This is a genomic window from Nocardia sp. NPDC004068 (genome assembly GCF_042874315.1).
Classification (GTDB): Bacteria; Actinomycetota; Actinomycetes; order Mycobacteriales; family Mycobacteriaceae; genus Nocardia.
On the sequence record NZ_JBIAMW010000019.1, the window covers coordinates 97,400 to 112,149 of the forward strand.

The 14,750-nt window shown below is 68.6% G+C and carries 12 protein-coding genes; 5 read left to right on the forward strand and 7 right to left on the reverse strand.

The genetic code is table 11. The features are described 5' to 3' along the window. Window position 1 precedes the first annotated feature (1 nt). The 4 genes from ACFYTQ_RS33760 to ACFYTQ_RS33775 are packed head-to-tail and all read left to right on the forward strand — an operon-like array spanning window position 2 to window position 4,040. Complete coding sequence (locus tag ACFYTQ_RS33760; protein WP_387369682.1) at window positions 2-1,213, forward strand: thiolase family protein; 1,212 nt, start codon at window positions 2-4, stop codon at window positions 1,211-1,213. 21 nt (window positions 1,214-1,234) lie between these two features. Then, complete coding sequence (locus tag ACFYTQ_RS33765; RefSeq protein WP_387369684.1) at window positions 1,235-1,663, forward strand: Zn-ribbon domain-containing OB-fold protein; 429 nt, start codon at window positions 1,235-1,237, stop codon at window positions 1,661-1,663. Next, window positions 1,660-2,892 (forward strand): CaiB/BaiF CoA transferase family protein, encoded by a 1,233-nt coding sequence (locus tag ACFYTQ_RS33770; RefSeq protein ID WP_387369686.1) that lies wholly within the window; start codon window positions 1,660-1,662, stop codon window positions 2,890-2,892. The genes ACFYTQ_RS33765 and ACFYTQ_RS33770 overlap by 4 nt, the downstream gene beginning before the upstream one ends. Continuing rightward, entirely contained in the window at window positions 2,889-4,040 is a 1,152-nt protein-coding gene (locus tag ACFYTQ_RS33775) for a CaiB/BaiF CoA transferase family protein (RefSeq protein WP_387369688.1), read from the forward strand. Before ACFYTQ_RS33770 ends, ACFYTQ_RS33775 begins: the two co-directional genes overlap by 4 nt. A 68-nt stretch (window positions 4,041-4,108) precedes the next feature. Here ACFYTQ_RS33775 and ACFYTQ_RS33780 read toward each other — a convergent pair whose 3' ends face one another. From ACFYTQ_RS33780 to ACFYTQ_RS33805, 6 genes are all read right to left on the reverse strand, one after another. Further along, entirely contained in the window at window positions 4,109-6,010 is a 1,902-nt protein-coding gene (locus tag ACFYTQ_RS33780; protein ID WP_387369690.1) for an alkyl/aryl-sulfatase, read from the reverse strand. A gap of 71 nt (window positions 6,011-6,081) precedes the next feature. Beyond that, window positions 6,082-6,723 carry a DUF3159 domain-containing protein gene (locus tag ACFYTQ_RS33785; protein WP_387369692.1) on the reverse strand — a complete coding sequence of 214 codons (642 nt, stop codon included), beginning with the start codon at window positions 6,721-6,723 and terminating at the stop codon, window positions 6,082-6,084. A 133-nt stretch (window positions 6,724-6,856) separates the two neighbouring features. Further along, the gene (locus ACFYTQ_RS33790; RefSeq protein WP_387369694.1) at window positions 6,857-7,951 is read right to left on the reverse strand and encodes a Zn-dependent alcohol dehydrogenase; all 1,095 of its coding nucleotides are present in this window, start codon (window positions 7,949-7,951) and stop codon (window positions 6,857-6,859) included. Next, a complete protein-coding gene (locus tag ACFYTQ_RS33795) occupies window positions 7,948-9,519 on the reverse strand; it encodes a class I adenylate-forming enzyme family protein (protein WP_387369696.1) in 1,572 nt (523 codons plus the stop codon). The genes ACFYTQ_RS33790 and ACFYTQ_RS33795 overlap by 4 nt, the downstream gene beginning before the upstream one ends. Window positions 9,520-9,569: 50 nt before the next feature. Continuing rightward, window positions 9,570-10,784 carry a CaiB/BaiF CoA transferase family protein gene (locus ACFYTQ_RS33800; RefSeq protein ID WP_387369698.1) on the reverse strand — a complete coding sequence of 405 codons (1,215 nt, stop codon included), beginning with the start codon at window positions 10,782-10,784 and terminating at the stop codon, window positions 9,570-9,572. Window positions 10,785-10,788: 4 nt separating this feature from the next. Continuing rightward, on the reverse strand, window positions 10,789-12,237 hold the full coding sequence (locus tag ACFYTQ_RS33805) for an aldehyde dehydrogenase family protein (RefSeq protein WP_387369700.1): 1,449 nt from the start codon (window positions 12,235-12,237) through the stop codon (window positions 10,789-10,791). A gap of 191 nt (window positions 12,238-12,428) precedes the next feature. Between ACFYTQ_RS33805 and ACFYTQ_RS33810 the strand changes: the two genes are divergently transcribed. Next, entirely contained in the window at window positions 12,429-13,127 is a 699-nt protein-coding gene (locus ACFYTQ_RS33810) for a TetR/AcrR family transcriptional regulator (RefSeq protein WP_387369702.1), read from the forward strand. Here the strand turns inward: ACFYTQ_RS33810 and ACFYTQ_RS33815 are convergent. Next, window positions 13,114-14,385 (reverse strand): MFS transporter, encoded by a 1,272-nt coding sequence (locus tag ACFYTQ_RS33815; RefSeq protein WP_387369704.1) that lies wholly within the window; start codon window positions 14,383-14,385, stop codon window positions 13,114-13,116. The two genes, ACFYTQ_RS33810 and ACFYTQ_RS33815, sit on opposite strands and share 14 nt — an antisense overlap. Window positions 14,386-14,750 lie beyond the last annotated feature (365 nt).

A 14,750-nucleotide genomic window follows, 5' to 3' on the forward strand; every position in this document is an offset into this window, starting at 1 on the left:
GGTGGCCGCCACTCCCGTCGCCGCGATCATCGGCATGGGCGACGCCTACGCCTCGCGGGACAACCGCAAGGACCCCATGCAACTCGCCGTGGAGGCGACCTACGGCGCCCTCGCCGACGCGGGAATTCGCAAGAACCAGATCGACGCCGTCTTCACCGGTCGGTCCCCCTGGGCCGACAAGCGCTCGCAGTGGTCCAATATCTTCATCTCGCACATGCACATGCCGGTGACCATCGACAGCGAGATCACCATGCACGGCGCGGGTCTCACCTCGACCATCGCGATCGCGGCGCAGATGATCGCGGCCGGGCGGGCGGAATACGTGCTGTGTTTACAGAGCGACGCGACCGAACTGTTCGTCGACGCCGTGGCGATGGGGGCGGAGGCCGATTCGGATCCGCAGGTGGAGGTTCCCTACGGGGCGACGATTCCGTCGCTGTACGCGCAGGCGGCGTGCCGCTACCTGCACGAGTTCGGTATCACCGAAACCGATCTGGCGGATGTCGCGATCGCGAATCAGCGCTGGGGCGTGCGTCATCCGCACGCCGCCAAGGCCCGCTACGGCGAGATCGATCGGGAGAAGGTGCTGTCCTCCCCGTATGTGGCGACGCCGCTGCGGCGGTGGATGTGCTCGACGTGGGGCGGCGGGACGGGCGGCGCGCTGATCGTCACCTCACCCGACAATGTGGGCGACCGCGACGGCGTGGTCTACGTCCACGGGTACGGTTCGGCGAGTACCCACGAATATCTCACCGACCGAATGAACTTGCGGCACAGTCGTTTCCCCGGTCTCGGCGCGCTCCCGAACCTGACCCACACCGCGACCGCCGAGGCCGCCCGGCAGGCGTACGGCATGTCCGGACTCGGCCCGTCCGATATCGACATGCTGCAACTGTCGGTCAACTTCGCGCACATGGGCCCGATCGTGCTGGAGGATCTCGGATTCGCGAAGAAGGGCCACGGCGTGGAGATCTATCGCGAGGGTCGCACCGGCATCGACGGGGATCTGCCGACCGACACCAACGGCGGCTGGCTGTCGTTCGGACAGCCCGGAATCTCCTGCAATATGGACAGTCTCGTCGAGGCCGTCCGGCAGTTGCGCGGCACGGCACTCGGCGCGGCGCCGGCGCGCAGGCCGGAGACGGTGCTCGTCCAGGGCGCCGGGGGGATGCTCGCCGCGGGCAGCGTCATGCTGCTGTCGTCGGCCGCGTGACCAGGGAAAAGGACAGACGACATGACCGAAACACCACCGCTGGACGAGTGGCCGCGGCCCTACCGTCAGCTCGATGCCGAACCGTACTGGGCGGCACTGGCCGACGAGCGGCTGACCTATCAGCGCTGTGGGGCCTGTGGGGAGGCGGTGTGGCCCGCGCATTCGCGCTGCCCGCACTGCGATGCCGCCGAACTCACCTGGCAACAGTCGCGGGGAACCGGAACGGTGTACTCCTACAGCACGATCGGGCGCGGCCCGACGCCCGTGTGGGCGGCCATCGTGCCCTACACCGTGGGATTCGTCGAACTCGCCGAGGGCTATCACCTGTTCACCCAGATCGAGGGCGATCCGGACACGATCGAGATCGGGATGCCGGTCGAGGTGCGGTTCATCGAGCGCGGCGGGCAGGTCCTTCCGGTCTTCGCGCGCGCGGACGGATCGCGACGATGACCGGTCCGCTGGACGGTGTCCGGATTCTCGATCTGACCTCGAATTTCATGGGGCCGTACGCGTCGCTGCTGCTCGCCGACATGGGAGCCGACGTCGCCAAGATCGAATCCCGCGACGGCGACACCACCCGCGGTGTCGGACCGCGCCGCAACCCCGGCATGAGCGCGATCTTCCTGCACCTCAACCGCAACAAGCGCAGCCTGGTGCTCGACCTGAAGACCCCGGACGGCAATGCGGCCGTGCGGCGGATGCTGGGTTCGGCGGATGTGCTCCTGCACAGTCTGCGGCCGCGGACGATGGCGAAACTGGGTCTGTCCTACGACGCGGTCCACGCCCTCAATCCGCGCGTGATCTATTGCGGCGCATTCGGTTTCGGCCAGAACGGCCCCTACGCCGACCGTCCGGCCTACGACGACTTGATCCAGGCGGCGGTGGGGATGCCGGTGCTCCAGGCCCGCAAACAGGGACCTCCGGACTACGTGGCCACGGCGATCGCCGATCGCGTCGTCGGCATGGCCGCCGCCACCGCGATATCGATGGCGCTGTACCACCGCGAGCGGACCGGCCGCGGGCAGGAGGTGCAGGTGCCGATGTTCGAGACGTTCGCCCATTTCGTCATGGGCGATCACCTCTACGGGTACACCTTCGATCCGCCGATCGGCGACTGGGGTTATGCCCGGATGATGAATCCGGATCGCCGCCCCTACCGCACCACCGACGGCTACCTCGGCGTCAATGTCTACACCGATCGGCACTGGCGCCGGTTCTTCGAGCTGGCGGGACATCCGGAGATGGCGTCGGATCCGCGCTTCGCCGACATCCACGCCAGGACCGCGAATATCGCTGTGCTGTACGACTTCCTGGCCCGGACCTTCGCGACGAGGTCGACCGCGGAGTGGGTGCAGCTCCTCACCGAGGCCGATATCCCGGCGATCGAGATGAACACCCCCGATTCCCTGCTCGACGATCCGCACATGAAGGACGTCGGGTTCTTCCGGGACGAGGACCACCCCACCGAGGGCAGGCTCAGGACGCTGGGCATACCCCAGCAGTGGAGCGACAGCCGGCCGGACGTCCGGTATCCCGCGCCGCGCCTCGGTGAGCATTCCACCCGGCTGCTGGCCGAATACGGTTTCGGCGCAACGGAAATCGAAGACCTGTTGAACTCCGGAGCCGCGTACCAGGCCGACCGCGCGGCGGCGGACGACCGGGAACGGAGCCGACCATGACATCCGATCTACCGCTGGCCGGAATCACCGTGGTGGAGCTGGGCGACAGCGCCTCGGCCCCCTTCGCGGGCAAGATCCTCGCCGAACTCGGCGCCGAGGTGTGGAAGGTGGAACGGCCCACGGGCGACTCCGCGCGCGGCTGGGGTCCGAGCACCTGGCAGGGCAGCGGCGCGGCCTTCCACGCCCTCAATCGCGGAAAGCGTTGCCTCCGAATCGATATCAAGGATCCAGACCAGCTGGCGACCCTGCACGAGCTGATCGCCGCCCGCGCCGACGTGTTCATCCACAACCTGCGCCCCGGCTCGGCGGCCCGCTACGGACTCGACGCCGACAGCCTGCGCGCGACCAAACCGGAACTCGTCCACGCCGAGGTCGGCGCGTTCGGCCACACCGGCCCGATGAACACCCTGCCCGGCTACGACCCACTGATGCAGGCGTTCTCGGGCATCATGAGCATCACCGGCGAGGAGGGCCAGGCCCCGGTCCGCGCCGGAGTGTCGATCGTGGACTTCGGCACCGGCATGTGGGCGGTGATCGGCATCCTCGCCGCCCTGTTCCGCCGCCAGCTCCAGCACCGCGGCGCGACGGTGAACAGCTCCCTCCTCGAAACCGCGATCGCCTGGATGACCGTCGGCATCGCCAACTACACCGCCGACGGCGCGATCGGCGGCCGACACGGATCCGGAGTCGCGTTCATCGTCCCGCACCGCGCCTACGAGGCCGCCGACGGCCACCTCGTGATCAGCTGCGCCAACGACGCCCTGTTCGCCCGCCTGTGCGAGGCCCTCGACCATCCCGAATGGGCCACCGACCCCCGATTCGCCACCAACGCCGCCCGATTGACCCACCGCGACGCCATCGACCACCTCATCGGAGACCGAATCGCGGCCGCCCCCCGAGCCCACTGGCAAAACATCCTCCAATCCGCCGGCATCCCGGTAGCCCCCACCCAGAACACCGCCGAAATAGTCACCCACGAACAAACCCGAGCCCTGCAAATCCTCGGCACCCCCACCCCCGACGAAATCCCCCTCGTCGGCCTCCCCCTCTCCTTCGACGGCAAGCGCCCCCCACCCTTACCCGCCGCCCGCGCCATCGGCGCGGACAATCATTTGCTGGAGCAGGTGCTGAAGAACGGGGAAGAATAGGTGCGTGGCGCTGCGTGCCGTCGGAGATGCTCCGGATCCCTTGGGCGGCAGAGGAATACCCTCTTCGTTCAGGGCGTGACGATGTCGAAGTTCGGGTCGGGCTGGTCGAAGAGGCCGGCCAGGCGTACGAAGCTCTGCGCGTCGCCGTCGATGGTGATCGCGCCGGATTTCAGGGTGGCTTGCAGGTCCTGGCCGGCGAGCAGCACCGCGATCACGGTCGGCCGGTCGAGGGTGAAGGTGACCTCGGCGGGGGGCAGGTCGGTGCCGTCGGGTCGGTCATAGTGGAGCAGGACACCATTGCGTAGTTCCAGCCGGTGGGTGCGGTTCTCGTCGGTGAAAACCCAGTCGCTGACGGCCTTTTCGTGCCACGCCTTGGGGCCGTCGAGGCGGAGCGAGAGCGCGTCGAACACCTGCTCCACGCTGAGCGCGGCCAGCATGGTCGGCGAGGAGGCCTTGGTCGGGGTGCCGACGTTCCCGTTGCGCAGTTCGTAGGCGCCCATCAGGTAGAAACTGCGCCAGGTGCCGTTCTCCGCCCCGTAGCCGAGTTGCTCGAACGTGTTGGCCTGCAACGCCTTCGCGTCCTCGTTGGACGGATCGGCGAAGATGACGTAATCGACCACCTGCGCCACCCACCGGTAGTCCCCGGCATCGTAGGCGACGCGCGCCTTGCGCAGCACGTCGTCCGCGCCGCCCATGAATTCCACGTGGCGCTTGGCGGATTCGACCGGCGGATGTTCCCACAGATGTGCCGGATTGCCGTCGAACCAGCCCATGTAGCGCTGGTAGATCGCCTTGACATTGTGGCTGACCGACCCGTAGTAGCCATGGGTGTGCCACGCGGTCTCCAGCGCCGGCGGCAACTGGAAGGACTCGGCGATCTCGCTGCCCACATAACCCTGGTTCAGCCGCCGCAGCGTCTGGTCGTGCAGGTAGGCGTACAGATCCCGCTGTTGCGACAGGTATTCGATCAGCCGCTCGGTACCCCACGTCGGCCAGTGGTGCGAGGCGAACACCAGATCCGACCGGTAGCCGAACAGATTGATCGCCTCGGTCAGGTACTGCGACCACACGTGCGGATCGCGTACCAGCGCGCCCCGCAAGGTGAGCAGATTGTGCAGGGTGTGGGTGGCGTTTTCGGCCATGCACAGCGCGCGATGGTCCGGGAAGTAGAAGTTCATCTCGGCCGGAGCCTCGGTGCCGGGCGTGATCTGGAAGACGATGCGCACCCCGTCGACGGTCTCCTCCTGGCCGGTGACGCCGATGTCGAGGGTGGGCGCGATCAGGGTGACGGTACCGGTCGAGGTGGTCTGCCCCAGGCCCGCTCCCACCTGACCCTTCGGTCCGCGCGGCAGGGCGGCGCCGTACATGTAGGCCGCGCGCCGCGCCATCGCCGTTCCCGCGTAGACGTTCTCCGCGACCGCGTGCTCCAGGAACCCGGTCGGCGCCAGCACCGGGCAGCGACCGGCCTCGACGTCGTCGACCGTGGTGACGCCCCGGGCGCCCCCGAAATGATCGACGTGCGAATGGGTGTAGATCAGCCCGGTCACCGGACGCTCACCCCGGTGCGCCCGGTACAGCGCGAGCCCGGCGGCCGCGGTCTCCGCCGAGATCAGCGGATCGATCACGATCACCCCGGATTTCCCCTCGACCAGGGTCATATTCGACAGGTCCAGCCCCCGGATCTGATAGATCCCCTCGGTCACCTCGTACAGCCCCTGCCTGATGTTCAGCCCCGCCTGCCGCCACAGACTCGGATTCACCGACGCCGGGCACGAGCCCCGCAGGAACGAGTAGGAATCGTTGTCCCACACCACATTTCCGTCGTCATCGTGCACCACGCCGGGCTCCAGCGCGGCGATGAACCCGCGATCGGCGTCGTCGTGATCGGTGGTGTCGGCGAACGGCATCTCCGCCGCCACCCGCCGCTGCCGGGCCGCGATGAACTCACTCGGGTCGATCGCTGCGGTCATATCCGTCTCCTCCTCGATTGCCCTTGTCCCGGCTCCGGGCCGGGAATGGTCCGACTCACCCTCCGGCTCGCTCACGCCGACGCCGTGGGGACCCGCGGACGCAGGCTGCGGCGCACCCACAACCAGGTCACGGCCAGCATCACCACCAACGCCGGCTTCCCGAGCACCAACGCCACCGAGCCGAGCAGCACCACCTCGTTCGCCACATACAGTGGCACCAGAATCAGCAGATGCGCCGCCCAGAACGCGAACCAGGCCAGACTCACCCGGCGATGCAGCGCCCGCCGGGCCGCGGGGTCCGCGTGCTCGGCCGGCTCGAGCCCGATGCGGCGACACACCCACTGACTGAGCGGACGGCCGATCAGCACTGTCCCACCGAACAGCACCGCCCCGGCCGCACACACCAGCAGATCCGGCAGATAGAAACCCCGCCCTTCCCCGGTGATCCCGACGAACAGCGAGAACACGATCACCGCGGCGACCGAGACCATCACGACCTTGGCCGACTCCCCCCGCCACGTCCGCAGCCCCGCGAGCAGAACCGCCAGCACGAGCGCGACCACCACACCGATCTTCGCGTTCCAAACCGCGTAGCCGACCAGGAACCCCAACGCCGGCACCGCCCCGTCGACCAAATGCCCCACCCCGCCGAGCGCCCGAAACTTCCCCCAGATCTCGCCCGCATCCGAGCGGGTCTCATCACCGTCGCGCACTGTCACCACCTGGAGTCGACCGGCTGTTCGAACAGAGCAAGCGAATGATCAGCTAACAGAGATCATGGCATGGAAACCCGGGCTGCCGGGACTAGGTTGGCGAGCCGTGATCAGGAAATTGTCCGCCGTATTGTCAGGAGAGGACGACCGCTCGGGCCCCGTTCTCGCCCGCGCAGTATTCGACGGCTTTGCCGATATCGTCGAAATCGAAGGTCTCGGTGACCAACTGGTCCAGCAGGAGCGCGCCCCGCTGGTAGAGCTCGACGAGTTGAGGAATGTCGCGTGCGACGTGGGCCGAGCCGTAGAGACAGCCCCTGACTGTCTTGCCGGACATGACGACATTGTTGAACACCTCGTCCACGCCGACGCCCGGACCCGCGCCGACGAGTACGGCGGTGCCGCCGCGCCGGGCCATCGCGACGGCCTGATTGACCGTCTCCTGGCGACCGGCCACCTCGATCACGACATCGGCGCCTCGGCGGCCGGTGAGTTGCTGGACCTTCTTGACCACGTCGGGGCCCGCGGTCAGGGCGTGGGTCGCGCCGAGTTGGGTGGCCAGCGCGAGCCGGTCGGCGTGCACGTCGATGGCGATGATGGTGGTGGCGCCCGCGATCCGGGCGCCCTGGACGGCATTGAGTCCGACGCCGCCGCAACCGATCACCGCGACCGCGTCGCCCACCCGGACGCCGCCGGTCTTCACCGCGGCGCCGAATCCGGTGAGCACACCGCAGCCGAGCAGCGCCGCCGAGGCGATGGGCACCTCATCGGAGATGCGAATGGCCGCCCCGGCCGGTACGACCGTGCGCTGGGCGAAGGTACCGAGTCCGCAGAACTGACGTACCGGTGTGCCGTCGAGGCTCATCCGAGTGCTGCCGTCGGGCATGGTGTGCGCGCCGAGCATGGTGCGCGGGCGCCCGCACAGGTGCTGTTCGGCGCGCTGGCAGTAATAACAGACGCCGCAGCTCGCCAGCCAGGACAGCACCACGTGGTCACCGGCGGCGAGGCCCTCGACACCGTCACCGACGGCGGTGATCACCCCGGCGCCCTCGTGTCCGAGCACCAAAGGTAATGGGGCGGGCAGCTTTCCGGAGAAGACACCCACGTCGGAGTGGCAGACGCCGGTGGCCTTCACATCGACGGCCACCTCGCCGGGACCGGGTTCGGCGAGGTCGAGGTCGGTCAGTCGGAGCGGGGTGCCCGCCTGTTCGAACAGTGCTGCTCGTGTCATGGGTTCGTCTCCGTTGTCGTGGTCTGCCCGTAGGTGTCGCGCAGAACGTTCTTCAGGACCTTGCCGTTGGCGTTGCGGGGCAACTCGTCGACGACGTGAAAGTGTTTGGGCACTTTGTATTTCGCCAATCGCTCACCGAGCCAGGACCGCAGCGCGTCGAGGTCGAGGGTGCTGCCCTCCGCCGCGACGATCAGCGCCGCGCCGACCTCGACATAGCGATCGTCGGGGACCCCGATGACCGCGGCGTCGGCGACCTCGGCGTGCCCGGTGAGGACCATCTCGATCTCGGCGGGATAGACGTTCTCGCCGCCGCTGCGGTACATGTCCTTGGCTCGTCCGGCGATGGTGAGGAAGCCGTCGGCGTCGATGCGGCCGAGATCGCCGGAGTGACACCAGCCGTCGACGAAGGTGACCCGGTCGGCGTCGGGGCGGTTCCAGTAGCCGATGCTCACTCCGCCGCTGCGGACACAGATCTCGCCGACCTCGTCGATGTCGGTGGGCGAACCGTCGGGCCGGATGACCTTGACCTCGGTCATCGCCTGGGGCGTGCCGATACTGCTCTCGTGGCCGCGGGCGACGGCGAATTCCAGGCTGGTGCTCACCGCGCCGCCCTCGGTGAGGCTGTAGGACTGGACGAGTTCGACGCCGGGCAGCCGCTTCTCGATCTCGTCGTAGACCCAGGGCATCACGATGTCGCCACCGGTGACGACGCGGCGCAGCGTCCGCGGCACCCGGTCGATGACGGCGTCGTCGCGCAGCAGGTCGAACAGCATGAACGGGTAGAGCAGCACATCGGTCGCGGCGTGCCGTTCGGCGACCTCGAGGAAGCCGCCGAGGCTGAAGTTGCCGGACGGGAACGTGATCGCGGTGCCGTGGGCGAGCAGGGCGGGCAGGAGCAGGACCTCGAATCCGCCCGCGTGGAACAGCGGTCCGCTGGTCTGGCCGACGGTGTCGCTGCCGATGCGCCAGCGTTGCGCCTGGATCGAGCCGATCCACAGGGCGTTGCCGTGCGAGAACAGGGCGCCCTTGGGTCGTCCCGTGGTTCCCGACGAATACATCAGCGACACCGGATCATCGGCGCGGATCACCGGGAAACCGTCGGCATCGGACTCCTCGGCGGCGAATTCCGACAACGGAACGGCGCCGTCGAGCGCGCCGGGAGCGCCGCGTACGACGTAGGTGGCGACCGCGATCTCGTCGCGGATGGCGGCCAGGGTGGCGCCGAACTCGGGATCGAACACGAGGACGCCGGGGTCGGAATCGTCGAGTGCGAACCGCAGTTCCGGCGCGGTGAGCCGCCAGTTGAGGCGCACCGCGATGGCGCCCACCCGGCCGATGGCCAGGTAGAGGGCGACGTAATCGGTGCAGTTGCGCAGCAGCAGACCGACCCGGTCACCTTTGCGAACTCCCGCTTGTCGCAGGGCCCGCGCGTAGCGCAACTCGGCGGCGCGCAGTTCGAGCCAGCTCAGGGCGGGCTCGCCGCCGAGGGCGACCGCGGGCCGGTTCGGGTCGACGGCGGGCATCCGAGCGGCGATGGCGTCGGTGATGTAGTTCAGGCTCAGCGCCATGACGTGCTCCGGTGAGTGAGGCGGCGGTGACTCATTCGTGGTGTCCTTTGCTAGACGATCGCCCCGGCGGCGCGGAGCGCATCGACCTCGGGCGGGGTGAAGCCCCAGTCGATCAGTGCCGGAGTGGTATTCGTTCCCGCCGGGACAGCGGGCCCCTGCACGGCACCGGGAGTGCGGCTGAAGCGCGGCGCGGGGGCGGGTTGGAGGACGCCGTCGACCGGGATGAAACTGTTTCGCGTCAGCGCGTGATCGTGGCGCAGGGCCTCGTCCAGGTCCAGGACCGGGGTCGTGCAGGCGTCTGTGCCCGCGAACGCGGACTCCCACTCGGCTCGCGTCCGGGTGCGGAACACGGCCGAGAGCCGGGACCGTAACCACGGCCAGCGCGCGCGATCCCACTGCGCGCCGGCGAGTTCGGGTTCCAGTCCGAGGACATCGAGCAGCGCGGCGAAGAACGCGGGTTCGATCGCGCCCACCGCCATCCAGCCGCCGTCGGCGGTTTCGTACACGCTGTAGAACGGCGCACCGCCGTCGAGCATGTTCGTTCCGCGTTCGAGCCCGTGCATGCCCGCCTGCCGCTGGCCGTAGAAGACGCCGCCGAGCAAGGCGATCCCGTCGATCATCGCGGCGTCGACGACCTGGCCGCGTCCGCTGCCGCGCGCCTCCCAGAGGGCCGCGAGCAATCCCATCGCGAGCATCAGGCCGCCGCCGGCGTAGTCGCCGAGCAGGTTCAGCGGGATCGCGGGGGCGCCGCCGGCCGGTCCCATGGCGGCGAGCAGCCCGGACAACGACAGATAGTTCAGGTCGTGTCCGGCGGCCCGGCTGAGTGGCCCCTCCTGCCCCCACCCGGTGGCCCGGCCGTAGACCAGGCGGGGGTTGCGGGCCGCGCAGTCCTCCGGTCCCACGCCGAGACGTTCGGTGACGCCGGGCCGATTGCCTTCCAGGAGCGCGTCGGCCTGCTCGACCAGCCGCAGGACGGTTTCCACGCCGTCGGGGTGTTTGAGGTCGATGGCCACCGAGCGTCGCCCGCGATCGTTGACGAACGCGGGCTGGCGGCCGTTGCTCGCGCCCAGGTCGGTGCGCAGCGACCCGACGTCGCCGGGCCGGTCGACGCGCAGCACCTCGGCGCCGAGATCGCTGAGCAGCATGCCGCACCACGGTCCGGGTCCGAGCCCGGCCAGTTCGATGATCCTGAGTCCGTGCAGCGGGCCCGCCGCGCGCGTGCGGGTCGTTTCGGTGGGCTGTGCCGCCGGTTCGTGGAGGGTCACCGGTTCACGCCCCGATGAGGATCTGCTTGAGTTCGGTGAATCCGAGAATCCCCTCCGGTCCGGATTCGCGGCCCCAGCCAGACGCCCCGACACCGCCGAACGGGGCGCTCATCGCGGGCCCGAAGGCGTTGACGGCGACGGCCCCGGAACGGATTCGGCTCGCCACCTCGACGCCGAGGGCGATGTCGGCGGTGAACACCGCCCCGGACAGGCCGAACGCGGTGGCGTTGGCCAGGCGTACGGCGTCGTCGAGGTCGCGGTAGACCTGCACCGCGGTGACGGGTCCGAACACTTCGCGCTGGACCAGGTCGGAGTCCTCGCGCACGTCGGTGAACAGTGTCGGCTCGTGGAACCATCCGGCGTCCAGGTGCACGGGCCGGTTGCCGCCGGTGACCAACTGCGCGCCATCGGCCGCGGCCTTGGCGACGAAATCCTCGGTGCGCCACAGCGCGGCCTCGTTGATCAGCGGACCGAGATGGGTCTTCGGGTTGAGGGGGTCACCGATGGTCAGCCGCTCCCATCCCGCCCGCAAGTGGTCGATCACCTCGTCGTGCCGCCGCTCGGAGACGAGGATCCGCGACAGCGACGCGCAGACCTGGCCGGTGCCGTTGGTGGCCCCGGGGATCACCGCGCGCAGGGCTTGATCGAGTGGCGCGTCGTCGAGGATCAGCGCGGGGGACTTGCCACCGAGCTCGAGCTGCGTGCGCGCGTAGCGGCCGTGGGTGGCGGCGAGGACATCCTGCGCGGCGACATGGCCGCCGGTGAGCGAGACCAGATCGACGCGCGGATCACGGGTCAGCGCCTTGCCGACCTCGACCGGGCCGCACACGATGTTGACCACCCCTGCGGGAAAACCCGCCCGTGACGCGCACTCGGCGACCAACGCCATTGTCAGATGGGACTCGGGCGCGGCCTTGATCACGACGGGACAACCGGCGAGCAGCGCCGGAACAACCTTGGACGCGATCGTGACGAGGGGTCCGTTGTAGGGCAGGATCGCCACCACGACGCCGGCCGGTTCGCGGCGCAACAGGATCTCACCGAGTTCGGATCCTTCGCGGCGCTCGCGCAGGACCGCCTCGGCGCCGTCGAGCGCCGAACGCCACGCGGCGGTCGTGCCGAAGCGGTGCAGGGCGCGGCCGTGACGCACCGGCATTCCGGCCTCGACCGCCCACACCACATTCAGTTCGGCGGCGCGGGCGTCGACGAGGTCGAACCAGCGGCTCGTCGCGGCGATCCGTTCGCCGATCGGAGTCCGTGCCCATGCCTCGCGTGCGGAGTCCGCGGCGTCGACCGCCGCGGTCGCATCCGCCACCGACGGGTGACGCACCTCGGTGACCCGCCGGCCGGTCGACGGCGCGACGACGGTGTAGCCCGCACCCGTGGCAGGTCGAAACGCGCCGCCGATCAGTACCTGATCGGTATGGGCGACGGCTACTCCGGCGATATCCACGACTCCACCTTCTGCGATGACGATGGCCGGGTCCGAACCGAGACAGCACATTCGTCGCACGACCAGAAATTCTACTCGCGGCTAGATTAAATATATTATTGGACTCTGGCAAGGGGTCGTCGCGGTGCCGGCCGACCCGGGAGGTTCGTTAGACTCGCGCACTGTCGGGACTGTCGCGAGGGAGGTTGATGATGAACGCGCCCCAGGCAGGCACCGATGCCGCCCGCGGCGGCGCGGACGTCGACGGGAAACCCCGGACTCGCGCCGAACGCAAACGTGCCGGCCGGGTCCGGCTGATCGAACACACCGCGGCCCGGCTGTTCGCCGAATACGGTTACGAGGCAACCAATTTCGAAGCGATCGGCGCAGCGCTCGATATGCGCGGATCGAGCCTCTACTACTACTTTCCGTCCAAGGAGGAACTCTTCCTCCGGTGCATGGAACACGCCGCCGCCGAGGTCTTCCCGCGGCTGCGGGTGATCGCCCGAGCCGACGAACCGCCCCTGCGCCGGCTCCAGCGGATGTTTCGCGAGGAAGCCGTGATCACGCTGCGCGAATACCCCGAGTTCATCCCGCTGTTCCTCAAGGTCCAGGTTCCGATCGAGGCGCTCGCGCGTCGGCGCGACGAGCTGCGGCGCGAGCAGACCTCGATCTTTCGCGGCGTGGTCGACGAACTCGTCGGCACACCGCGGGCCATCCCGGCCGATCGCCTGCACGTCACGCTGAATCTGGCTCTGGGCGGACTGTCCCTCATCGGCGAATGGTTCGATCCCGGCAGCGATCTCGATATCGAGGAGTTCGCGGACCAGGTCTCCCACACCCTGATCGGGATGTTCCTCGCCGATCCCGATCAGCGGGATCGGCGAGGGCAGACGCCTAGGAATCCGTGACGACCTCGCGCGGCGCCACCGCCGACGTCGGTTCGAGGGCGAGCGAGCGGACTCGCGTCAACGCCAGCGCGGTGATCGCCGCGATCAGGAGGGGGACGACGACGGCGAGGTACATCGTGCGCGGCGTCAGCACGCTCAACGCGTAGCCCGCGATGATCGGCGACAGGATCGCACCGGCCCGGCCGACCCCCATCATGGCGCCGTACCCCTTGGCTCGGGCCAGCACCGGGTAGACCACTGTGGATGTTGCGGTATACCCGGTCAGTGCCGCGTAGATGGCCGCGCCGAGTACGGCCGCGGTGGTCAATGCGATGGGACCCCGCAGTGTCACCGCGAACACCGCGATCGCGACCGCCGCTACCACCGCGGTGACGACGGCGATCCGGGCACCGGCGAACCTCAATCCGATCGCGCCGAAGGCGGTCCCGCCGATGACCGCGCCCAACCCGATCATGATCCCGGCCAGCGCGCCGCTACCGGCGTCACCGCTGGCGTTCTTGATCAACTGCGGGGTCCAGGTGCCGACGAAGTAATAGGCGGCCGTCAACATCGAGTAGCCACCGGCCAGCAGGATCGTCCGGACACGCAACGTCTGCCCGAGCAGCTGGGGCGCCTCGGCGTGGATCACCGGTTGCCCGGCGGTCGCGCGGGCGAGGAAGTCCTCGGACTCCCGCAGGAAGACGGCCATGACCACCAGTGACAGTGCGCCGAAAGCGGAGCCGATCCAGAACATCCCCTGCCACGTACCGCCGACCCAGGTGATGAGTCCCGCCCCGGCGAACCCGGCCAGCATGGTGCCGATCGGATATCCGATCATCACGATGCCCAGTGCGACGCTGCGCCGATTCTCGGGAGCGCTCTCCTGGCCGAGCACGATGATCACCACGCTGATCGTGCCGATCGCGATGCCGGTGATGAAACGAGTCAGCAGCAAGGTCTCGAAGTTGAACGACAGGGCCGAGGCCGCGAGCCCGATCGTGTTGACCGCCAACCCGATCAGCAGGATTCGGCGGCGGCCGTGGACGTCGGCGAAGCGGGCGAGTCCGATCGCACCGACGGCCATGCCCGCGAGCGCGGCGCTGACCAGGTATCCCTTCTGGGAGTTCGACGCGAATCCCTCCGGGAGGTGTGGCATCGCGAAGCCCATCACCAGGACGTCGTAGCCGTCGAGCATGTTCAGGATCGCGCAGAACAGCACGACAGCCAGCTCGGCGGGGCGCATACCGATCGCGGTCGCCTCGTTCTTCGGTGAACTCATCGGATCTCTCTTGCTCTGTGAGAAGTGCCGCGCTCCCCGCCACGCCCTGCGGGCGAGGCGATGTGGGGGAGTGGGCGGTTCGGAACGGGATGCCCGGGGGTGCGCGGTCGGCCGGCCCGGGGAGCTGCTCCCAGGAGCAGAGTACGAGATTACGTATAAAGTTTAGTGCACTTTGCCCAAAGAGCTTCAGGGTGAAGTTCGCCTACCGCGCACGGGGAGCGAGGGCTCGCTGAGCGCCGGTATGGCGGGGGTCAGCGTTCGCTCGATGCCCCGAGAGGCCGATACGGCTACATCTGTGCAGGTAGAGACTAAATCTAGTCATCTGTTGAATATGGACTCGGTTGCGGATAGTATACGGTCCAGCA